20 protein-coding genes are annotated in these 26,263 nt (G+C 44.3%); 12 read left to right on the plus strand and 8 right to left on the minus strand.

Annotation, left to right across the window (positions count from 1 at the left end; genetic code table 11):
- From AAGA18_04660 to AAGA18_04675, 4 genes are all read right to left on the minus strand, one after another.
- Positions 1-2,674 (minus strand): S8 family serine peptidase (locus AAGA18_04660; GenBank protein ID MEM9444625.1); only part of this gene is annotated, 2,674 nt, incomplete at its 3' end.
- A 1,186-nt stretch (positions 2,675-3,860) separates the two neighbouring features.
- The gene (locus AAGA18_04665; GenBank protein ID MEM9444626.1) at positions 3,861-7,613 is read right to left on the minus strand and encodes a S8 family serine peptidase; all 3,753 of its coding nucleotides are present in this window, start codon (positions 7,611-7,613) and stop codon (positions 3,861-3,863) included.
- A 15-nt stretch (positions 7,614-7,628) separates the two neighbouring features.
- Positions 7,629-7,916 (minus strand): hypothetical protein, encoded by a 288-nt coding sequence (locus AAGA18_04670; GenBank protein MEM9444627.1) that lies wholly within the window; start codon positions 7,914-7,916, stop codon positions 7,629-7,631.
- A gap of 1,218 nt (positions 7,917-9,134) precedes the next feature.
- On the minus strand, positions 9,135-9,305 hold the full coding sequence (locus tag AAGA18_04675) for a hypothetical protein (GenBank protein ID MEM9444628.1): 171 nt from the start codon (positions 9,303-9,305) through the stop codon (positions 9,135-9,137).
- Between the two features lie 136 nt (positions 9,306-9,441).
- Here AAGA18_04675 and AAGA18_04680 point away from each other — a divergent pair, with 136 nt between their 5' ends.
- The 5 genes from AAGA18_04680 to AAGA18_04700 all read left to right on the plus strand — a co-directional run bounded on the left by AAGA18_04680 (position 9,442) and on the right by AAGA18_04700 (position 18,059).
- Positions 9,442-10,449 carry an AraC family transcriptional regulator gene (locus AAGA18_04680; GenBank protein ID MEM9444629.1) on the plus strand — a complete coding sequence of 336 codons (1,008 nt, stop codon included), beginning with the start codon at positions 9,442-9,444 and terminating at the stop codon, positions 10,447-10,449.
- A 117-nt stretch (positions 10,450-10,566) separates the two neighbouring features.
- Complete coding sequence (locus tag AAGA18_04685) at positions 10,567-11,433, plus strand: NAD(P)H-binding protein (protein ID MEM9444630.1); 867 nt, start codon at positions 10,567-10,569, stop codon at positions 11,431-11,433.
- 73 nt (positions 11,434-11,506) lie between these two features.
- Positions 11,507-12,001: an anthrone oxygenase family protein gene (locus tag AAGA18_04690; GenBank protein ID MEM9444631.1), complete on the plus strand. Its 495-nt coding sequence runs from the start codon at positions 11,507-11,509 to the stop codon at positions 11,999-12,001.
- 144 nt (positions 12,002-12,145) lie between these two features.
- A complete protein-coding gene (locus tag AAGA18_04695; GenBank protein MEM9444632.1) occupies positions 12,146-12,700 on the plus strand; it encodes an NAD(P)H-dependent oxidoreductase in 555 nt (184 codons plus the stop codon).
- A 694-nt stretch (positions 12,701-13,394) separates the two neighbouring features.
- Positions 13,395-18,059: a hypothetical protein gene (locus AAGA18_04700; GenBank protein MEM9444633.1), complete on the plus strand. Its 4,665-nt coding sequence runs from the start codon at positions 13,395-13,397 to the stop codon at positions 18,057-18,059.
- A 421-nt stretch (positions 18,060-18,480) separates the two neighbouring features.
- Here the strand turns inward: AAGA18_04700 and AAGA18_04705 are convergent, their stop codons facing one another.
- The 4 genes from AAGA18_04705 to AAGA18_04720 all read right to left on the minus strand — a co-directional run bounded on the left by AAGA18_04705 (position 18,481) and on the right by AAGA18_04720 (position 21,927).
- Positions 18,481-19,500 carry an NAD(P)H-binding protein gene (locus AAGA18_04705; GenBank protein MEM9444634.1) on the minus strand — a complete coding sequence of 340 codons (1,020 nt, stop codon included), beginning with the start codon at positions 19,498-19,500 and terminating at the stop codon, positions 18,481-18,483.
- A gap of 224 nt (positions 19,501-19,724) precedes the next feature.
- Positions 19,725-20,309 (minus strand): tRNA (adenosine(37)-N6)-threonylcarbamoyltransferase complex dimerization subunit type 1 TsaB, encoded by a 585-nt coding sequence (gene tsaB, locus AAGA18_04710; protein ID MEM9444635.1) that lies wholly within the window; start codon positions 20,307-20,309, stop codon positions 19,725-19,727.
- A gap of 3 nt (positions 20,310-20,312) precedes the next feature.
- Positions 20,313-21,059: a SprT family zinc-dependent metalloprotease gene (locus tag AAGA18_04715; GenBank protein ID MEM9444636.1), complete on the minus strand. Its 747-nt coding sequence runs from the start codon at positions 21,057-21,059 to the stop codon at positions 20,313-20,315.
- 373 nt (positions 21,060-21,432) lie between these two features.
- Positions 21,433-21,927 carry a hypothetical protein gene (locus tag AAGA18_04720; GenBank protein MEM9444637.1) on the minus strand — a complete coding sequence of 165 codons (495 nt, stop codon included), beginning with the start codon at positions 21,925-21,927 and terminating at the stop codon, positions 21,433-21,435.
- Positions 21,928-22,074: 147 nt separating this feature from the next.
- On the opposite strand from AAGA18_04720, the gene leuB reads away from it, so the two are divergent.
- From leuB to AAGA18_04755, 7 genes are all read left to right on the plus strand, one after another.
- Entirely contained in the window at positions 22,075-23,151 is a 1,077-nt protein-coding gene (gene leuB, locus AAGA18_04725) for a 3-isopropylmalate dehydrogenase (protein ID MEM9444638.1), read from the plus strand.
- A 115-nt stretch (positions 23,152-23,266) separates the two neighbouring features.
- On the plus strand, positions 23,267-23,461 hold the full coding sequence (locus AAGA18_04730) for a hypothetical protein (protein MEM9444639.1): 195 nt from the start codon (positions 23,267-23,269) through the stop codon (positions 23,459-23,461).
- Between the two features lie 36 nt (positions 23,462-23,497).
- Entirely contained in the window at positions 23,498-23,746 is a 249-nt protein-coding gene (locus tag AAGA18_04735) for a hypothetical protein (protein ID MEM9444640.1), read from the plus strand.
- Positions 23,736-23,996: a hypothetical protein gene (locus AAGA18_04740; GenBank protein MEM9444641.1), complete on the plus strand. Its 261-nt coding sequence runs from the start codon at positions 23,736-23,738 to the stop codon at positions 23,994-23,996. Before AAGA18_04735 ends, AAGA18_04740 begins: the two co-directional genes overlap by 11 nt.
- Positions 23,997-23,999: 3 nt before the next feature.
- Positions 24,000-24,857, plus strand: coding sequence for a PA domain-containing protein (locus AAGA18_04745; GenBank protein ID MEM9444642.1), 858 nt, complete (start codon positions 24,000-24,002; stop codon positions 24,855-24,857).
- Between the two features lie 95 nt (positions 24,858-24,952).
- Positions 24,953-25,543 carry a hypothetical protein gene (locus AAGA18_04750; GenBank protein ID MEM9444643.1) on the plus strand — a complete coding sequence of 197 codons (591 nt, stop codon included), beginning with the start codon at positions 24,953-24,955 and terminating at the stop codon, positions 25,541-25,543.
- Between the two features lie 258 nt (positions 25,544-25,801).
- Positions 25,802-26,254 carry a hypothetical protein gene (locus tag AAGA18_04755; GenBank protein ID MEM9444644.1) on the plus strand — a complete coding sequence of 151 codons (453 nt, stop codon included), beginning with the start codon at positions 25,802-25,804 and terminating at the stop codon, positions 26,252-26,254.
- Positions 26,255-26,263 lie beyond the last annotated feature (9 nt).

The following is a 26,263-nucleotide window of genomic DNA, read 5'->3' on the forward strand; positions in this document are numbered from 1 at the left end:
GGCCAAGTAATTGCTTTGCTCTCCACTTGTAGGGCGCTTTTTTATGTCGCATCACCAGATCATCATCCAAGTAGAGTTCCACATAAGTGACTTTCCCGTCAGGATCCGAGGCTTCCGCCTCGATGTAAATGGAGCTATAGTCTTTGTCCAGATCCAAAGTGGATGCCGCTTTAAAGAACACTAAAGGCGGTCTATTTAGAGGGTCATTTGGGTCATTAGAACTAACTGAACGGCCTAAGTCACCCGGATCCACCACCAGCCAACGAACCTCTTCCATAGCATGGGTTGCATCCATATCGTATGTATCAAGTGAAAAGTCTTCCTCTAAATTGATGCCAACAAATTTGGAATCATACATAGGTATATTCCAAGCGTTGCGAACATTACAGGTATCATCCTCGTTAATGGTGCTGAGCTGAGCAAAGAAATAAATATCACTATATTTTTTTGAAAAGTAAACTGAGGTATACTTCGTGTCTTTAGCCATTGTCAAACCTATCTCAAAGCTCATGAATTCTGTGCTGCCCGATTTCGCATTGTCATCTTGAACTGCAATGAAATGCACGGTTTCATTCGGATGAACCACGCCACCTTTTTGATTGACCTCTGCTTCCTGTAGCAACATATTGAAGGTGTTTTTGTTAATATCCTTGAGACGCACCACCACTGCGTGATTACTATTATCCCCATTAGAACCAGCTGTGACTACCTGGGGCAAAACGGTCTGTGACCCGGCAAAAGCGTTATCAAGTGTAACCTGTTTCCAGTCCTGGTTATTAACTTGCGCGCTACCTGCCTGCCAATGCCTGCCGCCGATGTAGTGCAGTCCTTTTTCCATGACCATGAAAAAAACGGTTTCTTCGAGATGTGCACCTCCATCACTACTATTAGCACTATCACTCCATTCTTCGATTTTGGCATCAAAACTGGTTGGTGTCACATTTCGTATTCTGACATGAGCGGGCTCCTGATCATATACAGTAAGAGGACTGGCTACGACTATTGGATTCGTGTAGGTATGGGAAAACTTGAAGGTTTTCCAATCCTCACTGCTTTCAGCGTCGAAGTCGGTTACTTTAATGAACTCATAACCTGGGAATCTTAGTGTGAGAGACTGGTAAATGTTTAGCCTACCCGCACCATATTGGTTGTAAGTATCGCCGTTATTACCTGGTACTTGATCCGCTCCATCTTTCAAATAACTTCTGATCTTTTCAGGAGTCAAGGTATTATCTATCGATAAAAATAGGGCTGCAGCCCCGGCTACCATAGCTGCAGCATAGCTGGTTCCCGACATCAGGTAGGTGCCACTTCCTGTGTTTACTGAAACTCCTGGTGCGACTAAATCCACTTCCGGACCATAGTTACTACCTTCGACTAACTGCGGTTCACCTCCAGAGTCGTTTAATTCGTAATACCATATTGCATCATTGTTATCGACAGCCCCAACGGCAATGACTTCTGGATACTTTGCCGGGTAGGTAACCTCATTTAAGCCGTTGTTCCCAGTGCCTGAGACCATAACAACTTTCTCTGCGCTGGCAGCTGCCACTGCATTTGAGACAACATTGGAATATCCGGGTGAATCAAAGCCCATATAAATAACATCAGCATTAAATGCTAGGGCGTCTAGAATGGCCTTAGAAGCTATAGAATCTGGCACATTACGGAGATCGTCCATAACTTTTAAGGGCAGGATTTGACAGTTCCAGTCTACACCCGCTCCTTTAGTGTTATTATTGGCATTGCCGGCGAGAATACTCGTTGTTTGGGTTCCGTGAGCAGTGTAACTCTTGTCAAGTGGAAGATAATTGTTATCGACAAAATTCCATCCATTCGAGTTGATGCGACCGGCAAATTCGTTGGATTGGCTAATAAGCTTGCCATTGGTTAGGTCTCGTTTTAACGAAGCCAACCCAGTGTCCAAAACGGCTACCAGCACTTCATCACTTCCCTTGGTCATTCCCCAGGCCGCTTCTGATTGTATCTTTTGATGATGCCACTGACCGTTATACTCGGGGTCATTCGGCGGGATGGTATCAGCGCCGGTAGCTCTGCCTATGCCGTCGAGTTCAATCACCGCACCGGTATCTAAGAGCAGGGAGGTAACCTCCTCCAGGGTTTTATGGATCTCTTGGGGAGTATGCCCTTTGGGAGTCAGATAAAGAAAAGGCGTGAATTCGTAGGGCTGACGAACCTCAAAGCCTGATTCACGCAGTAGCGCAGCCAATTCAGTGAGGTCTGTTTTGTTGTGGGTAGGCGATATGACCAGATGCTCCGCACTATACTTACGCACTTTGCCGGTGCTCCTATTTTGCTTCACCAATACTTTGCCCAAGAAGGCAGAATCCGTTTCGATAACACTGTGAATTTCTCTTTCCCCGGAAGCAGTGGCTATGTCATCGACTGCTAACACCTCTAAGACATTCATATCATCGAGAACCTCGGAGGGTAGCTGGTATGTATTTGTTGAAGCGCCTTGAACCGCAACAACCCCTACTCCAGCCTCTCTATCCTTGGATAGTGAGGGGATTGAGTCATAAGAGGCAGTTTCTGAGGTAATCTTTTGCTCCGTTTTACCAGATGGCAAGATGCGACTTAGCTGGGATACCCCAATTAAGGCTAAAATTGTTAGCGCAAATAAGGCTAGCGTTCGTTTTCTATTATCCTTCATATAGATCTCCTCTTTGAGTTTAGTTTGTTCGTTGAATCATTAAACTTGGGATTCCTTTAGATCAAAAATATCTTGTGGCCTATAGCCCAAACTCAGATGCGCAGAGAACAAAACTACCCAAGACCGCAAAGCCGCTATGAGGTGCTCTAATGCCCCCCTAACTCGCCCATGATCCTTTCTCGAAAGATGGGCTAAAACCAAGCCGATCGTTTTGGTCTTGCGAATTTGGTTAGAGAGGCAGGTGCGTTGCTTTGATCTGAGTAGTAGCATCATTTGAGCGACCCAATCGAGTTAGGAATGTGTGGTTCATTATTTGTTTAGCTCCTGACTTGTGCGATATTTCACATTTGTAGTTATTTTTTATATCTAGAAACAAATTTGTCCTGGACGATCTAAATTAAATAATTAAGTGTCTGAGTAAGTCTGTGTATAGTATTTATAAGAAACTCTGTTTTTTATATATGGAGGAGTTAATATGGTAAAGAACAAAATTTCTTTTAGATAAGATGACTTTGTTTAGTCTCATCTCTTTCATAGAGACTTTGTATGGAGAAAAACAATCGTAGGGAGAGAAAAATATAAGCTTATCAGGCAAATTATGGATTTATTACTTAGATACCGCTCTTGAGTTAAGTAAGGTGATGCTTTTGCAGAAATCTACTGGATTCCCCAGTCGAGCCGGAGGATGGCAGTTGGGGGGAGTCGTGCGGGATGACGTTAGGTTATGGGTTGGAGGTGAGGTATGGTGTTAGGGAGGAGTCATGATATGATCTGGGCTTGGGTAAAGGATCATACCCATGCGATTTAACACCCTTTACGTCACAACCCGATTGAATCGGGTTGTCCAGGGGAAACAAGCAGGCCTGTTGCATGAGTCCTTTTATCGGAGTATCCTTTTCCGCAAGAGTCTTGTCGGAATAGCGTAGTCCTCTACTCTAATTAATCTTCTGGATTCCCCGATCAAATCGTGGAATGACCGGTATAGGGGGAGTCATGGGATGATCTGGGACATGGGCAAAGGATCGTGCCCATACGGTTTAACACCCTTTACGTCATACCCCGGTTTAACCGGGGTATCCAGGGCAAGCAATTTTTAAGCATTGCCTTGAGCGGATCTACTCTTGAGAGAGCATGTCATCTCCCAAGACATCAAAAGTCATAGGGATTCGACAAGCAGACTGGAGGCTTAACGTTTTTTAGCTTGAGTGGACTTGACGGTCAGGTTCTTGGTAGCTTGAGCTGTAGCGCCATCATTATCGGTTGCCACCAGCTTGAGCTTGTAGGTTCCTGTTGCTAAGCCCTGCAATCTCTTGTTATTGATGCTCTTCCACAGGTAGGGGGCGCCTCCCTGTCGTCCCACCGATTTGTTGCCAAGATAAAGCTCCACCTGGGTAACACTTCCGTCTGCATCCGAGGCCTTGGCTTCTATCAAAAGGGAGCTCTTTCCATAGCCCTTATTTAAATCCAGGGTGGAGGAGGATTTAAAGCTCACCGTAGGTGGCTTATTACCGCCGCCTCCAGGTCCACTGCCGGATCCTCCCACGCTCAGGGTGGCAAAGGCCTGGGAAGTAGCCCCCTGGTTATCGGTGGCCTTGAGTTCTATCTGATGGGTTCCCTTACCCAGGCCCAGTAAGTTCTTACCACTCCACTTGTAGGAGGGCTTTGTTTGTTTCCCCTTGGATTTGTTGCCTACAAAGAGTTCCACCTGCGCAATATTCCCATCCGGATCAGAGGCCTCCGCTTCAATGGTCATAAACTTATACCCTTTATCCAGATCCAGAGTGGATGAAGGCTTGAAGCTCACCGCAGGCGGCTTATTGCCGCCGCCTCCAGGTCCACTGCCGGATCCTCCTACGCTCAGAGTTTCAAAAGCCTGAGCGATAGCTCCCTGGTTGTCAGTGGCTTTGAGTTTTAACTCATAGCTCCCTGGTTTCAATCCCATTAGCTTTTTGCCTCCACTCCACTTGTAGGCTTGTGTTTTTTGTCGCCCAACGAAATCTCCATCCAGATAGAGCTCCACATGGGCAATACTTCCGTCCGGGTCATAGGCATCAGCCGCTACGGTAATGGACTTGTACTTCTTATCCAGATGAAGGGTGGATAACTCATCAAAGTAGACTTTCGGGGACTGATTACCCGCTCCTCCTCCGATGGTCAGGGTCTCAAAGGCCTGGGCAGTGGCCCCTTTCTTATCGGTAGCCTTGAGTTTTAGGTCGTAGGTTCCAGGTTTTAAGCCCACCAAATCAGGATCCGCCTGATCCCATTTGTATTTGGGGCTGGTGTCCTTTCTGACCAATTGGCCATCGAGATAAAGCTCCACCTTGCTTATCTTCTTCTTACTGGAAGCCTCCGCCTCAATGTAAATGGAGCTATAGTTCTTATCCAGATTTAGAGTTGATAAGGAGACAAAGTTTACGCCTGGCTTATTAACCGGGTCGCCTGAGTCATCCGAGTCATTAGAACTGACTAAACGACCCAATTTACCTGGATCCACCACCAGCCAACGAACCTTTTCCGTAGCATGGGTTGCATCCCTATTATCGCTTGTATCACTTGAAAAGTCTTCCTCCAAGACGATGCTTGCCGTTTTAGAGTCTTGCAGAGGTACATCCCAAGCGTTGCGAACATTACAGGTATCATCCTCGTTAAAGGTGCTGAGCTGAGCAAAGAAATAAATATCACCATATTTTTTTGAAAAAGAAACTGGGGCAACCTCAGTATCTTTAGCCATTGTCCAACCTGTCTCAAAGCTTATGAAGTTTGTGCTGCCCGATTTCCCATTGTCATGTTGAACTGCAATGAAATGCACGGTTTCATCCGGATGAACCACGCCACCTTTTTGATTGACCTCTGCTTCTTGTAGCAACATCTTAAAGTGTTTTCCGTCAATCTCCTTAAGACGCACCACCACTGCGTGATTACTATTACTATTTTTCACATGAGGAGTCGTTGTGACTACTTGGGGCAAAACGGTCTGTGCCCCGGCAAAAGCGTTATCAAGTGTAACCTTTTTCCAGTCCTGGTTATTAACTTGTGCGCTACCTGCCTGCCAATGCCTGCCGCCGATGTAGTGCAGTCCTTTTTCCATGACCATGAAAAAAACGGTTTCTTTGAAATGTTGACCTCGATCAGGACTAAAAGCACTATTACTCCATTCTTCGATTTTGGCCTGAAAACCTGTTGGTGTCACGTTTCGTATTCTAATATGAGCGGGCTCCTGATCATTTACGGTGAGAGGACTGGCCACGACAATTGGATTCGTGTAGAGTTGGTTATAATTGAAGGTTTTCCAATCCTCACTGCTTTCAGCGTCGAAGTCGGTTACTTTAATGAACTCATAACCCGGGAATCTTAGTTTGAGAGACTGGTAAATGTTTAGCCTACCCGCACCATACTTGTTGTCAGGATCACCGTTAGTACCTGGCACTCGATCCGCTCCATCCTTCAAATAACTTCTGATCTCTTCCGGAGTCAAGGTATTATCCAACGATAAAAATAAAGCCGCTGCACCAGCTACCATAGCCGCGGCATAGGAGGTCCCCGTGACCATCTCATAGCCTTCTCCGTCTTCTCCTACAAATCCTGAGTTTACCAAAGCTCCTGGTGCGACTAGATCCAGTGCCGGACCATAGTTACTACCTTGGACGTTCACCGGTTCACCTCCAGAGTCGTTTAATTCGTCATACCATATTATATCATTGTTATCGACAGCCCCAACGGCAATAACTTCCGGATACTTTGCCGGATAGAAAACCTTATTATCGGCGATGTTCCCTGAAGGTGCGACCATAACGGTACCAGCTGCGTGGGCAGCTCCCACTGCCTGTGAAAGAAAAAACGAATATTCGCTATTAGCAAAGCCCATAAGAATGACATCAGCCTCATAGGATAGGGCATATTCAATTGCTGTAGCAGCCTGACTATTACTCACATAGCCCGAATTATCCATAACTTTTAAGGGCATGATTTGGCATTTCCAATCAATGCCTGCACCATACAACTTGTTATTTGCATTGGCGGCAAGAATACTCGTCATTGCGGTTCCGTGATGATCGTCACTTTCATCAAGTGGTGCACTAAGGTAATCGAGAAAATTAGCCGCATTCGGGTGGATGCGATCGGCAAATTCCTCGGAGTCGCAAATAACATGGAAGTCATGGGGGTCAAATCTTAAATCAGCCAACCCGGTGTCCAAAACGGCTACTAGCACTTCATCACTTCCCTTGGTCATTCCCCAGGCCGCTTCCGATTGTATCTTTTGATGATGCCACTGATCGTTATAGTCGGGGTCATTGGGCGGGATGGTATTAGCACCAGCCGCTCTGCCTATGCCGTCGAGTTCAATCACTGCATCGGTATCCGAGAGCAGGGAGGTAACCTCCTCCAGGGTTTTACGGATTTCTTGGGGAGTATGTCCCTTGAGAGTCAGATAAAGAAAGGGCGTGAATTCGTAGGGCTGATGAACCTCAAAGCCGGATTCACGCAAGAGCGCAGCCAATTCGGTGAGTTCTGTATTGTTACCGGTAGGTGATACGACCAAATGCTCCGCACGATACTTCCGCACTTTACCGGTGCTTCTATTTTGCTTCACCAATACCTTGCCCAAGATAGAATCCGTTTTGATAACACTGTGAATCTCTATCTCACCGGAAGCCGTCTCTATCTCATCGGCAGCCAGGACTTCTAACACGTTCATGTTATCCAAAACTTCTGCTGGTAACTGGGAGGGATCTGTGGTGGCTCTCTGAGCTCTGACGAGCTCTGAATGAGCTGCTTCACTTTGAGTCAATGATGGAATTGATTGCTGGGAAGTCGCTACTGAGGCAACTCTCTGATTGCTTTCATGGGGCTTGAATACATGGCTTAGCTGGGATGCCCCAAGCAATACCAAAAAAGTTAGCGCAAATAAGGCCAGAGTTAAGTTTTTTCTATTTTTCATGATTCTTTCCTTTCCTTACGAGGTTGATTCCATTTTGTTTTGCTTGCAAACAAGCCTCCATTCAGAGATTTCCAAGTTGACTGCTTGAGTAAAGGTATCGAGGGGCTTATCACAGAGACAAAGATTGGGAGAAAACAAGTTGACCCAAGATTCTAAAACCCCCATGAAGTGTCCCCGTGACTTCGTGGTTAGCTCATAACCTTTTTTCAAAGGGTGGGCTAGGGCTAAGCCGCTAGCTTTTTTCTGGGGAGCTTGGTCAAAAAAGTATGTGCCTAGCTTTAATCTTAGTAGTTGTAGTATCATTTAAGTGTCCTAATGCGGTAAAGTACATAGGGTTCATATTCTTTTTATCAGTCGTCTCGGAGTAATATTTCACATCTGCAGTCACTTTTGTGTATAAACAAACTAACTGGCTGCAATTACCCTAAAATAGGTCTTTGGCGATTGCTGCCAGCGTAATTTGTCCTAAACCATACAATTCGGGAATTTTTATACATGCACGAATTATATAGAAAAGAATAAAATATAATTTTTAGAAAATTTTCGAATTGTTGGCTTAGCACCTTTGAGCGCTATATCGACTTGAATGAGGAAAGTGTCTGGGGGCTTAATCCAGATGTAAAAAGCGATGAATAATCACCTCCTTAGATTTAATCTCCTGATGCTGACCTTGATCTAAGCAGTGTGGTCCTTTGCGCAAATCTTCTGGATCACCCGGTCGAGCCGGAGGATGACAGTATGGGGGAGTCATGAGATGATGTTAGAGCATGGGTTGGCGGTGAGGTATGGTGTTAGGGAGGAGTCATGAGATGATCTGGGACATGGGCAAAGGATCATACCCATACGGATTCACATTCTTTATGTCATAAGTCGGTTTAACCGGGGTATCTAGGGGAAAAAGTTTTAACCCGAATGATGCAATAGAAATTGAACGAGATGCGTAAAGGCTTGTGAGCCACAAGGCAAAGAGCGTCGAGGAAGATGCATCAATCACATCGCTCCAAAAGATGATACCTCTAGGAGGCTCTCTCTTTCTTGGGACCAAGATCTTGCGCAGATTTTTAAGTTCCTACTGTCATCATCCGGATTGAATCAAAGGGTCTACCAATAGATTGAAATTAATGCGTTTTGTCTGTTAAAGACTAGAAACACGGTTTGATAATAGCATAGGCTTTTGCCAAGGAGGAATGGATAAAATACCAATCTATTACTATATGGTTGGGTAATATAGCGGAGACGTGTATGGGTATTACTATGGTTCTACCGCTGATGATACTCTATTTAAATATTAGAAAAGCAGCGACTATCGTTTTTATTTAAACTGAAACCGTTATCGGGCCTCCGTATAGTGTTGGAACTAGTTCAGGTGTGGTGAATTTTCATGTTCTGAAAAGGATTTGTCTGATGTAATTTTATCAAATCTCTCAGCATTTAATTTTCAACTAATAAGAGAGAGCGCCACATCTACTGCTATTTTTTGATCATACTTTGCCCGATCTTAATTTTCCTGATCCTCAAATTCTAAATGATGCGGTTGCGGATGCTTCCATTCTTGCCGATGCCATTTGGTCCAACTAGTACCTCGAATGGTATTGCTATGCGAACAACGCTTGTTGTTGATAATTTCCCTTCTACCGATGCGCCTAGTTCTAAAGGATCTGTTTCTTTTGCTGCTATCCCAGAACCTTCCACCTAAGCTCCGGTTCTAATTGGTCTTGCGCTCTTCATAGAAAAAGCATTTCTTTGTAACTGTCTTGAAGGCGAAGTCTAGCTTGTGAGAGTGTATATCAGACTTTGACATTTAGGTTATCCAGTTCATATATCATGGGTGGGCTACGTTACGGCATTGTTTCCTTGGAAGGTTATCCAACAAGTTGATGACAGGATTGATAAAGATGCTGCCTTAGGCTCACTGGGCATTGATCCAAAAGCTCCCATAGATCCTTCCTTGATGGTAAGAGACACAGAGTATTATGATTTTCTGGAAAGGCTTGCGAGAGAGGATCAAAATGGTAAGACGATTCCTTTAAAAGCTGGAGAATCGATGCGGTGTGATGATTATGGCGCTTTTGGGCTGGCCTGGAAATCAGCAATCAATCTTCGCGGTTCTTATGACCGGGCTCAGAGATATGCCAGGGTTTTGACAAGTGTCTCAACCTATCAGGTTGAACAGATAGAAGGTGGAGCACTCATGCATCTGCATCGGGAGGGTGAGAGACGACTTGGTATGCGGCTTTCAAATGAAGCAACGATTGCTAGTATTGTTTCCATTAGCCGTCAGGTTTCCACGGCTGAGTTCAACCCAGTGGCAATCTATTTTAAACATGCTGCTCCTGAAGATATCTCGGAACACGAAGCTTATTTTAATTGTCCCGTAAAATATCATTCAAGTAACGATGCCCTCTTGGTTTCAAAAGAATCTCTAGAAACCCCTAACCATCTGGGTGATACAAGTATTTCGAAATTTTTTGAATCTCATCTTGAGAGTGAAGTTTCAAAATTAGAATCTAGTAAGTCCCTTGACCATCAGGTCCGTGTGATTGTTTCCCGGTCACTGAGTGAAGGCGTTCCTCATGTTCCGGATGTTGCCAAACAAATGGCTATGAGCGCAAGAACGTTGCAACGCAGACTCTCAGAGCAGGGGTATTCGTTCCAAACCCTGGTAGATGAGTCTAGGCGAAAGCTAGCTGAACGCCTGGTTAAAGAAACGGACTACACTCTTGCGGAAGTGGCTTTTATGACGGGATTTTCCGAGCAAAGCGCCTTTACCCGTGCCTTTAGGCGTTGGAAAGGGCAGTCACCCCGTTCGTATCGACTCAAGAGTAACTGCTTTTGAAAGAGCTTTTGGCGTGTCGGGTCAATTCATTGGCAGCCTTAGTCAATACGAACTGTGACTTTCTATGTATCGTAGTGTTTCTATTACACCATTCGAGTTCAACACATAAAAGGAAACATGATGATACAAAAACAATATACTAAAAGAAATAATACCGGATTAACACTTGTCATTGGAGGGTCAGGCAAAACAGGGAGACGCGTCGTTGATTTACTAAAGAAAAAGAACATAAAGGTAAGAGTGGGCTCCAGGTCGGCCACTGTGCCTTTCGACTGGAAGCATCAAAGTAGTTGGAAGGCCTGCTTAGAGGGAGTGAAGGCTGTCTATATTACTTATGCTCCTGATCTTGCTATGCCAGGGGCAGCAGATGCAATTCAGGCTTTTGTTTACTTGGCCAAGAGTGAGGGAGTGGAGCACCTCGTGTTACTTTCTGGCAGAGGCGAAGAGGAAGCTCAGGCTTGTGAAAAAGTTGTGCAAAATTCAGGAATCGCTTGGACGATTGTTCGCGCTAGTTGGTTTTTCCAGAATTTTTCTGAAGGTGCCTTTGTCGAGATGGTTCAAGGAGGCGAAATAGCGCTTCCGGCAGGAGATACACCCGAGCCCTTTGTCGATGTTGATGATATCGCTGAGGTGGTGGTAACGTCTATCGTTGAGCCTGGACATAAAGGAGAGCTTTATGAAGTAACAGGCCCTCGCCTGTTTACATTTGCTGAGGCTGCTGCTGAATTGTCTAAAGCGACGGGTAGAGAGATAAAGTACACACAAATTCCTCATAAGGCTTTTGTCTCAAGTGCAGAGTTGGCTGGAGCACCCAAGGATGTTATTTGGATGTTAGATTATCTTTTTTCAACCGTGCTTAATGGGAGAAATGCTTATTTAAGTGATGGCATCCAACGTGCACTGGGCCGTCCACCCAAGGACTTTTCAGATTATGCCCAAAAAGTAGCAGAATCTGGTGTATGGAGTGCTGAGATTGTCTGCTAGGAAAGATGATAGGGTATCGAGGCGGTTGAGAAGATTGACTCGATACTCATAACAAGAAGAAAAAGAAAGAATCATGAGTCTAATATCAGTTCTATTGATCCTATCAACCCTGTTCTGTTCGCTGGTTGCAGGATTTGTTTTTGCATTTGCAGTGGTTGTTATGCCAGGCATTAAGATGCTAGAAGATAAGGAATTTCTAAAAGCTTTTAAAGTCATGGATAAAGTTATTCAAGATAATCAAGTTATGTTTGTACTAGCTTGGCTAGGGTCGATTATTCTATTGCTTATTTTAACAGCCATGAGTTTTTGGCAATGGGAAGGTACGCAACGTTTGTGGATCATACTCTCCTGCTGTATTTATTTGTTTGGGGTCCAGTTGCCAACCTTTGCCATAAATGTGCCTTTGAACAATAAGTTGCAACGTTTTGAGCTCAACTCGGCTAGTGAACAAGAAATTCTTGAGCTTAGGAAGGCATTTGAATCGAGGTGGATGCCTTCAAATAGCTTTAGGACTCTCATGGCCACAGTGACCACACTCATTCTAATGATTCTCCTTTTACAATTTTAAAATGTTCTAGAGTAGCTCTTAAAGGTGCTTCAAATTATAAGGAATACAGGGAGGTGCTCTTGGAATAGTATTTGAGTATAAGGTGGAGAGATTTGATTGTGAATATGGGGATTTGCCACTAGCTTTTACATCGCTATTAGAACGATGAAAGTCCTTATTATTGTTGCACACCCGGACCTTGAAAATTCAAGGTTGAACCGATCACTTATAGAGAAGGTTCAGAGTGAAAAGAGTATTACAACTCACCTGCTATATAAAGAATATCTAGATTGGAAGATCGATGTTACTAGGGAACAGGAACTCCTTTCTCAGCATGATCGCATTGTCCTTCAATTTCCTTTATATTGGTATTCAACACCTCCTTTACTTAAAAAGTACATGGATGACGTTCTGGAGTATGGTTGGGCTTTTGGAGAAGGAGGTGGGAAATTAAAAGGAAAGCAGTTGATGGTGGCCACTACTTTGGGCGTCCATCCGGACGTGTATCGGGCTGGTGGGATTGGTCAATTTACTTTGAGCGAACTCCTTAGACCACTGCAAGCTACCGCCTCATTTTGTGGAATGATTTATCTTCCAGCTTATGCTATTGGGGGTGACCTTAGTGATGAGGCATTGAGCAGTCGAGCTGAAGAATATCTTGAAGCTGTTCAGTGTTTAAGGCCGCGTGGAACCACACTTCCTAAAGAGCTTGCCACATAAATTAACGTAATAGTTCAACCTGCACAAATCTCATCCTAGAGTTGAATTACCAAGTAAGTCCCTTTCTAGGAAAGTCTAGGAAAGCGATAGAGTGCGACCCCTGAGAGTCGCTCATGCCATTCTCAGGAGATAGCTCTAGAGAAGTCTTTCGGTTCTATATTAGCTTAAAGCGGATATGATCATAAAGTAAGATACGGTGGCTATAGCTTAAGTCCTCTTTACTTAGCTACTACGGGCTAATCCCTATCGAGTGTCACTGTAGATTTAGTTTGGCAATAGATTTTCTTCAGGATGGTTTTTGGTACAGTTAAGAAATCTTGGGATACAAGGATTGAGAAAACGTTCTCTGCAAAGCGGCTTTATGTTTTCTGCCAGTAAAATCTTATGGAGATCTTCCATCAGCTAACCAATCATGTGGGCTAATACTTGATGGCAAAAGGGCATTTTCCCTGGTTTTCTAGCGATCGGCTGCTATCCTTTAACTTTAAAGGAGAAGCCTATGAGATTAGTTTTATTCCCATTAATTTTGATGGCGCACGCAATAACTAAGTTTACTAGGGTCGGGGCCGTCTCAACAAAAGAGGCAGAGACACAAGTGGTGCTGGCAAATCTTCACTGCCTGCTAATGCGTCTTTTAAGCTCTGTGTCAATATGTTTAAATATTTTTAAACTCCGCCTTTGCTTCTAGATCACTATGCACCACAACACTGGACATCAATTAGTTTTCAGAGTTTTTCGATCATGGCTGGTTGCATGCTTTTTGATAGGGTGTTTATCGGATATCCACGCGGCACGTTACATGTACCTAAGAGATCATTATGACCGGAACCATGGGCCCAACGATGTAGGAATGCCGCCAAGTTTTGATACAGGATCAGGGATTCTGTCAGCAAATGCCTACGTGGTCGTGGTAGGAGAGCAAGATAATCCGATGGATACGGGTAAAGCCATGAAGATTTTTGACTCTGATCAAAAGGAGGAGGTCGAGTGGCAATATCGCTTTTCCATGGAAAAAAGCTTAGGGACATCCAACTTTCGTTTTAGCTTTGATTTTCGTTACACAGGGGAGGCTAGCGGAGATGGACAATTATACGTCTGTGCAGCGCAGTATATGGGATCTTACAGAAAAGATTTTGCTCGTTACGCTGAAGGCGTTTTGAATGCGGATGGTTGGTTTGCGGTTGATGATTCAAGCAAGCCTCTCGTAGACGTTTCCAAAGGAACTCATCGAATGGAGATGTATGTGAACGATCTTGAGAAATCTTTCACATACTTGGGTCCGGATGAAGTGCAAAGAACTATGGATGCGAATAGTATTCACTGGTTCATAGATGATGAATTTACAGCTTCAGATACGCTGCATCCAAAGGCAACAGCGGGCATGGTAGATAATTTTGGATCGGCTGGGTTTTATTCTTCCGTAAGTGGTATGGGGGTTTCCTATGTTATCGATAATATAGAAATAGAAGACATCAATGCGCCGGATCGTGATGTTGAACCAGCCACAACAGAACTCGCCAAGGTAGGCGAAGACGGTCGAATGCAATACGGCTATTACGCGAATCACGGACAGACCAATGCGGTGCATCGAATTCCTGATTGGTCACGCTCAGGGTACAGCGGCGGCGGTGTTGCTATACCCTTTGTGCAGAGTGTTCGCACTTTGGCGCCGAGTGGGAAAAATGACACTCAACGCATACAGGACGAAATCGATCTGATCGCGAAACTTCCTCTCAATGCAGAAGGATTTCGTGGTGCACTGCTTTTGGAAAAAGGCGAGTTTGTTATTGATCAGACATTGAATGTAAATGCTTCGGGTATCGTGATTCGAGGTAGCGGGCAAGGAATTGATGGTACGACCATTCGCATGTCAACTGCTAAGCAGATCGAGGGAGTCCGCTTTACGAGCAATAACACGCGAAAGGTGGAGCATGAAACACGGACTCAAATTACAGATAGCCTAGTGCCCGTAAGATCTGGGTCTATGGCGGTCCAAGATGCCTCTGTTTTTGAGGTAGGTGATCAAATCATTGTCTATAACAATTACAATCAGAAATGGCTAGATGATATCTATGCTCCAGATAAATCTACGAGTGACATACCCGAAGAAAATCCGCCATATGGCTGGAGTATAGACCGATACGGTGAGACTGGATTCCCGAACGTTATTGTCGGGATCGAAGGTGACACATTACTCTTACAGACTCCAACAATCAGTCCGATAGAGGACCAATACGGCGGTGGTTCTGTTGTTCGGTATACGCACAACCAAGTCAATCAGGTGGGGATTGAGAATCTTCGTTTCACGGCGGATTACTCATATCCTCTTTCGCATGATATGCCATGGGTAGCGGTATCCTTTAATGCATCTAGAAATTTTTGGGCTCGACAAGTAACGGGTCAATACATTGGCAAAACACTTGTCAGCGTGACGGGTAATTGTGAATTTGGGACGGTCCAAGACAGCGCTATGATCGACTACCGAGGCATAGAGGAAGGAGGTGTTCGCTATGGATTTTATATTGATGATTCAACACACATTTTATTTCAGAGGCTTTATGCGCGAAATGGCCGGCATGATTTTATCGTTGGATCCACTTGTCCCGGTCCGAATGTATTTGTCGATAGCTTTTCTGAACACGCCTTTACTGACGTTGGTCCTCACTCCCGGTGGTCACGTGGCTTTCTCTGGGATAATCTTAAGGTAGAAATATTAAACATACAAAATCGAGAGAGTGCGGGCAGTGGGCACGGTTGGGCAGGAGCTCAGCATATGGTGTGGAATAATGAAGTCCAAGCAATGACTGTGGATGCTCCGGCTGGATCTATGAATTGGAGCATCGGGAACTACACCAAACAGACTGAGGGCCGTGTCATTGAGAGTTCTCCGGGTATCTGGGAATCCTTAAATGTGCCGGTGAGCCCTCGCTCTCTTTATTACCGACAATTACGTGAGCGCATGGGGTGGGGCGCCCTACGCAAAGTGATGGTGCCGCAACAGCAAAGTGGCCGTATTTGGGATGAATTACAAGAGTGGGGTGGAGAGGGACGCTTTCTTCCTGGACTGACTCTTTTTGCCGTAGCTGAGCAAACCAGTAACCAGAGTGCACAATTGGATGGAATTGTTCGAGATCTAAATTTGCTGGAACGCAAGCCTCTAATGACTTGGAAGAAAATCTCTGGCCCGGGGAAAATAGTCTTCGATAATCCGAATGCTCAGAATCCCACGATTACTTTTGATGCCTTGGGAATTTATGAGCTTCTTTTTAAGGTGCGTGATGGGGACAAAATATACAAGAGCACGGTCGTTCTTGATCTCAAGGATCTTAGGCCCTCCCTCCCCACAGGCCTTGTGGCTTCCGGAGAAATAAACCAAGTGTTCCTAGACTGGGATGACAATGAAGAAACCTTTTTAGAATCCTACTCAGTTTATCGAAGCAATGAATCTGGCGGACCTTTCGTGTTGCTCGAAAAAGATCTGAAAAAAAGTGACTATTTGGATACGAACGTAGAAGTCGACGAGTTGTATTATTACAGAGTCACAGCGACGAAGTTGAGCGAAGAAAGCGCACCCAGCGCTGTGGTTTCTGTGAGCGCGATTTCTGGCATCTATGAATTTATTGGTCAGAATGGAGATGACTTGAACACGGATGCAAGCTGGTCATCAGGGAGAGCTTTAACCTCGGGTGAGACGGGCCTGATCTATAATAAGGTTTTTCGCTACACGTCGTCGGCTTCAGTTGAGGAAGTTCAATATATCTTAGAGGGCGATTCTGAAATGCAATTCCATTCCCGTCCAAAAATTAATAGTGTTTCCATCGAGTTTCATGATACCGCTCGTTTTGATTATGATCGAAGCAACATGGAGTTTCGTTTGGGTGATGATTCAGGAAGTGATGTGAAGTTAGATTATCGATCGACAGCCACTAGCAAGATAAGAGCATCCGCATTTTATCTTGGAGAATCGGGAGAGAGGAGTGCGCATGTAAAACTTTTGGATGGCGAGTGGGCTGTCGAAACGCCTATGTATTTAGAAAATGCCTCGAGCATGGAACTAAATGGAGGAGATTTAACCTTTACCAAACCGAATGCTTCCATCGAGTTCGATCCGGGAGCATCTATTAATTTTTCTCAAGGTTCGGGCTCGGTTATCACATTTACTCAAGCATCTAGTAAACGCGAGATGGACTCTGCTATTGAAGCCGGTTTTTTTAAAATTGACGGATTTATAGAAACTCATGTCGACGCGTTCGAACGAAAATTCGAGAACGGGGTGCTTACTCTGTCGCCTTCTTCGACCTTTAGGCACCACTTTGTTGGACCTGCTGGGGGTGATTTGAACTTGCCAGATAACTGGTCGAACAGGGTTGCACCAAAAGTTGGTGAAGTGGGTCGCGTGCATGACGTAGATGTCAATTTTAATGACAAATCATCTGTGCCAGGGCTTACTTACATCTTTACAGGAAATGCTAGAATGGAGTCCGGGGCCCGACCCAACATACATAGCATCGTTCTGGACTTTCGAGACAAAGCTACCTTTCAGTACCCTAGATTTCTCAAAGAATATCGTTTCGGGAGTGGAGCAGGATCAGATGTGCAGATAAACTATGATTCTAAAGGAACAAGTGTTGTCGAGGCATCTAGCTTTGTATTAGGTAAGAGTGATGAAGCTTCTGCTATGGTCAATTTAAAAGAGGGGACATGGTCGTTGGATACGACCCTGAAACTTGAAAACAACTCGTTCGTTAATCTTAGTGGTGGAGATCTATGGCTTACTGCCCCGAATTCTCAGATCGAATTTGAGAGCGGCACTTATATCAATTTTGACCGCTCGGGAGACTCTGAAATAAGAATAAAGAAGGCCGCAACAGATAAGAAATTCTTGAATGAGCTTATTAAGGCAGGGTATTTCCGTATTGATGGAGAAGTCGTGACCCGGCTACAACCTTTTTCGAGGAGCTACTCAGATGGTGTTTTTATACTAAGCGCTAGGTCCGCTTATGAACTTTGGGCGGATACTTGGAGTGTCGACATCGGTCAAGTTACGGAAGACTTTGATGGCGACTCACTGAGTAACTTAAAAGAATTCGCCCTCGGAGGTGATCCAACGGATCCCGGCTCTGTAGGATTTATTCCTTCTATAGAGCCCGAAGCCGGATCCTGGCGTGTTTCACATCCTTTTCGTAAAGCAAGCAACTTGAGTTACCTTTTACAGTCCTCAAACGATTTGGAGCTGTGGGAAAATGTAGAATGGATCCCAGAGAATATCCAAAGTCTGAACGAAGATTTCGACTTATATCGCTATGACCATCCAGGCGACCTCAACGCGATTTTCATACGCCTTAAGATAACTAAATAGTATCAAGCATTTCTACTAATCTAGTAACGAATCAACCGAGTGCATTTTTGAAGGAATGGCTGGAGTGCCTAATCCAAGCTGTGATTCTCTGGGTTCATGACTGAAGGTCTGCAGAGATCTGCGTAGCACCTTGGTGCTTGGACCCGTGTTGATATCAGGGCATCCATCCGGTGGAAATTCTATGAATACTTAGGTCTCCTGGATAGCTCGGTTGAGCCGGGGTAAAATGAATTCAAAAATGGATCTAGCATGGCGATTTGCTGGACGATACGCGTAAATGGAGCACGGTTTACTTCTTCCTACAAATAAAGGGGTTGAGTTGTCACCTCTGTGAGTATTTATTCTCTAAGCTTGCGGTGAAAGCAGTGTCTAAAGACTTTACGTTGCTTGGTCAGCTTTTGGAGGTGATTAAAGCGGGAGACTAAAACAAGTAGGCCTTAATGCCCTCGGCAAATGGCCTGGTAGTAATGCCGAGGTCCTCTTGGAGAGGTTGAGAGTCACCAAACTGGCTTTCTTCAAGCATGGTAAGCTGATCTTCACTCGGGATGAGCTTGGGCAGGGGGAATTCCAATTCAAGAAGCTTTTGATGTAAAAATGACAAACCTAAAGCTTGATAGATAAAGACTCCGATACGGCATAATGGCATAGCAACAGGAATGACAATCGGGTAGTTCCCTGCCATTAAGTTGAGCAGTCCGATGAATGGTTGAGCAATAGGTGCACAATCTAGAAAGACAGGCTTCTTTCCCTTAGCCTTGGCTATCTGGCATAGCATCTCTTGAAATTCTAAACTAGGCCCAACAACATCATAGGTTTTAAGGTGTGCTTTTTCGCTGGCGAGTGCATTGAGAATACTACTAGCCACCTCCTCAACTGCTACAGGTTGGAATAGATTGGTGCCGTCGCCAAGACAAGGCATGGTTCCTTTGGCAGCAATGTTGAAAGGAAAATCCAGTAAGCTTGCAAATAAATTCGAGAAGCTATCATGTTTGCCATAGATGAGGGACGGTCGAAAAATCGTCCAAGGCAATGAACTTTTACGAATCAATTCTTCAGCCTGCCATTTACTTTTGTGATAGTTTGATGCGGCATATTCTCTAGTGCCTATGGCGCTGACGTGTAAAAAGCGACTGACAGAGGCTTTCTTGGCGGCAGTTACCACATTACGGGTGCCTTGAACATGTATCTTCTCGAAGCTAGAATCTCTGATTTCAGCAATAATTCCTACAAGGTGGACAACTGCACGAACGTCTTGAAATGCTTTCTTTAAAGTGGTTGTTTCAAGGATATCACCTTGCACCACTTCAACTTGTTTGCTGCCGAGGATGCTTTGGGCCTTTTCAACATCTCTAGCTAATACCCGAACAGAGTGTCCAGCATCAACAAATTGCTTAACTACCTCTTGTCCGACAAAACCAGTTCCACCTGTTATTAAAATCATATCGATTATAGACTACGTAACTTCTTTCTTGGTTTGCAACTTACAGAAAAGATTCTCAGAACACAACAGGCAATGCGAACTTTCTTAAAGCTGAATCATGCAACAGAGACTAAAGGATTTATGCAAGATCTTGGCCTCAACAAACAGGGAGTTTCCTAGAGGTATGACCTTTTTGAGACTCAACTCTCACCGCTAACTGACTAGTTGCTCCGTGTGGATTTGAATCATTTCTTGAGTGTAATAGAAGGCCTTAGATGGATAGGCTCCAGGATAAGTGACTTTTTTTCGGGGCCAAAGTTACAATCGTGTCGAATTAGATCCCCTGCGCTCAGCGAAACGCTTTCTGGTATATTCGCGTCTTTTTCTGCGCTAATGGCTAGCGAACATTTACTCAAGTAATCTTCTAAAAGCTTGGTATCGAGCACCTGAGTGGGCTCTATTAAGGCACCTTCTTTATAGGGCGTAAAAAAGTATTGGTGGCGTCGAGCATCGGCGAAAACTCCCAGATAGGAGACATGTTTCATTTTCCAGGCTAGAGCATTCGAGCTCCTGACCCCTCTTATCGAAGCGTTCCAAACGGTGCTTAGACCTTGCGCGGTTGCCACTGCAACTCGAATGCCACTGAAGGAGCCTGGTCCCACTCCGACGATGATTTCCTCAACTTCTGTCAGTAGGTCTCTATGCTTCTGTAAGCTGGCTGCTAGGGCACTTGAGGCACGGTCTTTCAAAAAAAATTCAGTAATCGTGCCGTCTTTGCTTTGGGTCGCCCATGATGTAATCGAGGTGGAAGCATCTATTGCGAGCAGCATGTCTTATAGGCCTAATCTGGCAGCGTTTAGACGAAGCCAAGATTCTAGCTCTTTATAATTAGGACAACTTCCGCTGACAAGTGCCCAAAATCGATTCGAGTGGTTGAGCTCAAATAAATGCATGAGTTCATGAAGTATAACATAATCGCGGACATCTGGAGGAGCTTGTATCAGTCTCCAGTTCAGTGAAATAGAGCCTTGTTCAGAGCAAGATCCCCAGCGCGAACTTTGATTCCGAACCGTCACGCGCTTTACGGAGAGGTCATGTTGCTTAGCCATTTGATGGGTGCGAACAATGAGCTCTTTCCTGGCGATTTCCCGCAAATGACTCTCAATGATAGGTCTTAGGTTGGGCGCAGTATTGGTAGGATAGATCTTTTCCCCTCCTAGATAGATGACGGTTCCAACTGGCTCATGTTCTGTTCTAAGTGTTACTTCCTGGCCACGAAATAAAATAGTGGTTCCATCTTTCCAAATTTTTGGAGGGATCAGCTGGGCCTCTAGTCTTCGTAGTTGTCTTCTAATCCAGTTGTTTTTACTTTCAATAAACTCTGCTGCTTCGCTTTTATTTCCTCTTCGCGGAATGGTGACAGATAGAGAGCGTTCGGTCCGAACATATAAAAGATAGTTCCTGGCGCGGGCATTTTTTTTATAGGTAACTGGTAGCCACTCGCCATCTATTAGATATTTATCTTCAGGCCTACTAGGAGCCCTCTTGATGGGATTTAGAAATTTAAAAGCGAGTTGCATATTTATTGGGTTAATCCTAGATCGCCGCACGCTTTTGTACAGCTTCTATTCTGCTCATGGCCCAAAAAGCCTCAAGAAGCATAGAGTCTTCTAAAGCTATCACCTTTTAAATACATCTTCGTCGACTCTCTTTTTCTTGTGACTGAAGCTATGACGCATTTCATTCAACTTCTATGACATGATTGAGCTTTAATACCAATCATAGGTATGTTCAAAGCCGTCCCTTTTTAAGCGCCATAGGACTATCTTAGATGGCGCGTCTGTCATCTAATTTGCGCGGCAAATCACCTCCAGATTCTTCTATAGGTGTCTGCCTAGGCATAGTATAAACTCGTCAACTAGCTTTGCAGTAGCAATCTCGAAGATTAGATCTCTAGTAACCTGGTTGTGTTTGCGTGGGTATAGGGTATTCGCGTTTTTTCTTGGATTCTATGAGGAATTTCTCGTATTGCGCAGTGTCAACAAGCGCATGAGTCATTTGTTGTACAATAGCTTGAGCAGTCAATCTTGCCGTATCCTCTCCCAACTCTTGAGCTAGAAATAGATCAGCCCCGGCTTGGGAGGCTTCAAACTCTACTAGTGGATCAGGCGCAGAACTACTCACGACGAGGGTCCCATGCGGGTTTTTGGCTTTCAATAGGCTAATGAGCTGTATCCCATCAAAACTCGGATAATGCGAATCGATAATCATAAGATCACAGTCATGAAGATCCATCCCTACTAATGAGCAGGGGTCTGAATAGATGGATATAGATAGCATTCCCATGAGCTGCCTATTTAATTCCTTTTCTAATACACTCGCGTATATTTCATTGTTTAGGACAATGATGCCTTTCATGACTCTGGTTTGTAATTTCGTCGTTTCCATATAATCTCCTTGGGATATAATCCCGAGCACAATAGCTAGATTTTTTAAACATTTGTTCGATTCATTCGTTTTTCAAGAACTAGAGCTATTGCAATAGTATAGTATTCGACATAGTGAATCTTTTGTTTATAGAAATTATCAATTATTATGAAAAAAGTTGCAATTCTTAGTGGCGACGGCATTGGTCCAGAAGTGATGAAGGCTGCCTTGGCGGTTCTAGATGTAGTAGAAGAAAAATATCAGTTTAAGTGTGAGAGAGTAGAGGCGTTGGTTGGCGGGATTGCCATAGACGAAAAGGGGTCCGCTCTCCCAGAAGAGACAGTCAATATCTGTCGAGATAGCGACGGAATTCTTTTTGGCTCGGTAGGCGGTCCAAAATGGGAATCTCTACCCCCATCTGAGCAGCCGGAGAGGGCTGCGCTGCTGCCGCTGAGAAAGATTTTTGGACTTTATGCAAATTTGAGGCCAGCCGTTTGCTATGCCGAGCTAGTAGAAGCTTCCCCCATCAAGACCAAGCTCATACCCAATGGGTTTGATGTCTTAGTTGTCAGGGAACTGACTGGTGGTATCTATTTTGGCCAGCCAAAGATGACTGAGCAAATCGATGGCGGGGAAAGGGCGGTGGATACACTCGTCTATACGACTCAGGAAATCGAGCGTGTGACACATATGGCTTTTAAGGCAGCGCAAAGCCGCCAGAAAAAGGTAACTCTAGTAGATAAAGCGAATGTTCTAGAAAGTTCTATTCTTTGGAGAAAAACCGTAACCGAAATGGCGAAGCACTATTCTGAGGTCGAGCTTGATTATATCTATGTAGATAATGCAGCGATGCAGGTGCTAAGAAATCCTGGTCAGTTTGATGTGATGCTCTGTGAAAATATGTTTGGAGATATCATTAGCGATGAGATTGCAGCAGCTACAGGATCGCTTGGTCTGCTGCCCAGTGCCTCTCTTGCCGATGGTGCATTTGGCTTATATGAACCGAGTGGCGGCTCAGCTCCAGACATTGCGGGACAGGGTATTGCGAATCCTATAGCACAAATTCTTAGCTTGGCATTATTGCTAGAGTATAGCCTCGATGAAGTTGAGGCAGCAAAAAGTATTCAGAAGGCGGTTAAGCAAGTGATTGCTGACGGTTTCAGAACAGCAGAAATATTCACCGAAGGGATGACTAAGGTAGGCACGGCTCAGATGGGGCAAGAAATAGCCTCCAGAATAAACTAGCGATAATTATCGCTAGGGAATCAGACGCAATTTAAGTGCAATAGTTGACTCAATCTGCAAGGATTAAGGTGTGAATAAGAGGTGACCTCTTAACCTTAGGGTAGATATCACTGTCATGAGAAAAAGATTGCTGGTAGGAGTGGGAATTACCCTGGTTCTTATTGTTTCGCTGCTATTCCTGAAGTCCTTGGGGTCCGTTCAAGTTATAAAAATGAATAAGATAACAACAGGTAGCCGAATTAGCTCGGTATCTGGTAGGGCTGCGGATATCTCCGAGCAGAGTCTTTCCAATTTCGTCCATCACAGCTAAAAGCGCCGTGAGGTGCCACCTGAATTTTTGGAAGATATGAAGCGATTGGAAGTAAGTATGGAGCGATCCATCAAGAATCTTCAACTGATCGATCGCCCCGATGGGGGCAAGAGACTCTCACTTAACGGCGCATTTCAATTTGTTTCCGCGGCCAGAAGAATGCCTGATGGGTCTATAAAAGTTGGCTGCTTTGAGCACTACGACAAATTAGAAAGATTTCTTCTGGATGACCCCGCAGTGTCTCAAAAAAATAAACAGCAGAATCAACCAGAGTATGAAAAATAAGCTTCAATGTGCTAAGATTTTGGCCTTAGCTGCGGGTGTTACTATCTCTTCTATCACCTACGGTGCCACCTTTAGTTTTACCTATCTTGACGCTGCAGGTTTTGGATTTAATGACGCAACTCCGGTTTCTCCAATTGGAGGTAATAATGGAACAACCTTGGGGGAGCAGCGCAGGAACTTATTGGAAGAGGCTGGGAATACTTGGGGTGTGTTTCTGGATAGTAATATAGAGATTAAAGTCCAAGCTTGATTTTTGTCTCAAAGTTGTACTGCTTTTTCGGGAGTGCTTGCCAGTGCAGGCCCAATTTTTATTGATAGAGACTTTCTCAATGCTCCTCAGAGTAATACTTGGTATGTTTCATCCCAAGCCAATGCCTTGTCCAACTCGGATATTTTTCCTAGCGCTAATGATCTAGCTGTAAATGTTAACAATAATATTGATGCAGACCCTGTTTGCTTAGGAGGTGCGGGCTTTTACTACGGGTTTGATCATGATTCGGGTTCACAAGTGGATTTGCTGAATGTCTTGTTACATGAATTAGGTCATGGGCTGGGCTTTTTATCTCTTGTTAACGATGCGGGTGACTTTTCCTTTCCAGATAATACACCGGATACTTTTTCTAGAAATATGTTTGATCTAACAACTGATAAGAACTGGGCAGATATGTCCAATGCTGAGCGTCAAGCTTCATCGACCAATGATCCGGAGTTGGTATGGACAGGAGAGTACTCCAAAGCCGGTAGTCGTGCTATTTTGAAATCTGATACGGTTGTCAATGTCCTTGAGCCGCTAGATATAGCGGGCAGTTATAGCACTGGTTTGGCTGGGTTTGGCCCACCATTGCCGCCCGGTGGACTTGTGGGTGAGGTCGTTTTAGTAGATGACGGGGTTGGAGTAACATCTGATGGTTGCGAGCCTGCCTATCTAAACGCAAATGACCTAGTTGGAAGAATTGCCTTAATTGATAGAGGAAGTTGCTTCTTTACGGAGAAGGTGAAGAATGCTCAAGATGCCGGTGCCATAGCTGTGCTTATTGCTAACAATACTAGCTCGCCTGCGTTGATTACCATGTCAGGTAGTGATCCTGCTATTAGCATTCCTTCCGTTTAATTTCCTTAAGCGATGGCAATTCCCTTAAGACAGGTTTACCGAATCTTCTTGTTGAGTTAACACAAGACGCCGACCTTATAGGAACCAACGAGACTTTGGTTCGTCTATATGCCCCGAACCCCTTCCAGTTAGGCTCAAGGCTTTCACATTGGAGTGAGGATACATTTCCTGATCTACTAATGGAGCCTTCCATATCACAAAATTTGCGCCAAGATCTAGACCTAACACTCACAGCATTCAAGGATATTGGCTGGCAGCTGAATGAAATTCCCTTCCCCCACCAATCTTATACAACTTTTGTAAACGAGTCTTTTCCGTCAGGTGCTAGTCTTACCTCGCCTGCCGATAACCCAGATGGCGATGATAAAACGAATCTAGAGGAATATACTTATGGATCTAATCCCTTGGTGGCTGACTCATCAGACAATGCCATTTCTTTAAGCGTATTGGCTTCGAATTCCGGTCTCCTTACGTATAAGCGTAATCGATTAGCAACGGATATAGACTTTTCTCTAGGAATATCCTCCGATCTTGCATCATTTGTGGAAGCAATCTCTGGCACAGATTTCTTGCAGACCCATGTTCAACAACTTAGTAATTCTGTGGAAGAACTAACAGTAGAGGTTAATCTTTCAGCACCCCAGTCTTTCTATGAAATAGGTCTCGAGCTTGATCCAACTCCCTAGTGGCTGCTCACATTCTAAACTTCGTTTTACTTCTCTAGTTATATATTTGACGGAGCCTGAGTAGGCAAAATTCTTAAATGCATTAAATAACTAATTACTAATATTTTAAAAGTAGCGTAGATGTTATTATGCAGATAATAAATAATATCTAATGCTTTAGAGCAAAAAATATAAAAAAGAAGTGCGGTTATCTTAGTTCTTTGTTAATAATAAGTTATTGTAAAGCTTTAGTTATAATGTGTTGAAGCCATTGTTATAATGAAAAAAAGATTTTTTGCTGGAATTTTGGTCTTGTTATCGGTTTTCCTGTTGTGCTTTGTGTTAAAGTCTATGCGCTCTTCTGAAGTTTCTGAGGATCAAGAGAAATCTAGTTCAAATGAAGTGAATTTAGTCTTTGGTGAAATGGGCAGAGCCATCTCTCGACAGAAAGCAACGTCAATCAATCATAGTCGTAAACGGCGAGAAATATCCCCAAAGTTCTTAGAGGAGGTAGAAAAAATGAAAAGCCGGATGAAAAGAAATATTAGTAATCCTAAAATTATCAAGCGTCGGGATGGAGGGGAAGGACTTTTGCTAAATGGGGCTTATCAATCTGTTTCAGCTGCTAAAGTTATGCCGGATGGGAAGGTGGTGGTGGAATGCTTTGAGCATTATGGGTCTCTTAGAGAGTTTCTTGTTAAGGGTGCTTCTGCCAGCACAGGAGATAAATAATTAAACCTA

It is taken from the genome of Verrucomicrobiota bacterium (genome assembly GCA_039192515.1).
Lineage (GTDB): Bacteria > Verrucomicrobiota > Verrucomicrobiia > Methylacidiphilales > JBCCWR01 > JBCCWR01.

What these genes read in the sequence shown, in the direction of transcription:
- AAGA18_04755 (MEM9444644.1), top strand. Translation starts at nt 25,802, where the DNA reads ATGAAAAAAAGATTTTTTGCTGGAATTTTGGTCTTGTTATCGGTTTTC.
- AAGA18_04685 (MEM9444630.1), top strand. Translation starts at nt 10,567, where the DNA reads ATGATGATACAAAAACAATATACTAAAAGAAATAATACCGGATTAACA.
- AAGA18_04735 (MEM9444640.1), top strand. Translation starts at nt 23,498, where the DNA reads ATGAAGCGATTGGAAGTAAGTATGGAGCGATCCATCAAGAATCTTCAA.
- AAGA18_04730 (MEM9444639.1), top strand. Translation starts at nt 23,267, where the DNA reads ATGAGAAAAAGATTGCTGGTAGGAGTGGGAATTACCCTGGTTCTTATT.
- AAGA18_04705 (MEM9444634.1), bottom strand. Translation starts at nt 19,500, where the DNA reads ATGATTTTAATAACAGGTGGAACTGGTTTTGTCGGACAAGAGGTAGTT.
- AAGA18_04695 (MEM9444632.1), top strand. Translation starts at nt 12,146, where the DNA reads ATGAAAGTCCTTATTATTGTTGCACACCCGGACCTTGAAAATTCAAGG.
- AAGA18_04740 (MEM9444641.1), top strand. Translation starts at nt 23,736, where the DNA reads ATGAAAAATAAGCTTCAATGTGCTAAGATTTTGGCCTTAGCTGCGGGT.
- leuB (MEM9444638.1), top strand. Translation starts at nt 22,075, where the DNA reads ATGAAAAAAGTTGCAATTCTTAGTGGCGACGGCATTGGTCCAGAAGTG.
- AAGA18_04700 (MEM9444633.1), top strand. Translation starts at nt 13,395, where the DNA reads ATGCACCACAACACTGGACATCAATTAGTTTTCAGAGTTTTTCGATCA.
- AAGA18_04690 (MEM9444631.1), top strand. Translation starts at nt 11,507, where the DNA reads ATGAGTCTAATATCAGTTCTATTGATCCTATCAACCCTGTTCTGTTCG.
- AAGA18_04670 (MEM9444627.1), bottom strand. Translation starts at nt 7,916, where the DNA reads ATGATACTACAACTACTAAGATTAAAGCTAGGCACATACTTTTTTGAC.
- AAGA18_04665 (MEM9444626.1), bottom strand. Translation starts at nt 7,613, where the DNA reads ATGAAAAATAGAAAAAACTTAACTCTGGCCTTATTTGCGCTAACTTTT.
- tsaB (MEM9444635.1), bottom strand. Translation starts at nt 20,309, where the DNA reads ATGCTGCTCGCAATAGATGCTTCCACCTCGATTACATCATGGGCGACC.
- AAGA18_04715 (MEM9444636.1), bottom strand. Translation starts at nt 21,059, where the DNA reads ATGCAACTCGCTTTTAAATTTCTAAATCCCATCAAGAGGGCTCCTAGT.
- AAGA18_04720 (MEM9444637.1), bottom strand. Translation starts at nt 21,927, where the DNA reads ATGGAAACGACGAAATTACAAACCAGAGTCATGAAAGGCATCATTGTC.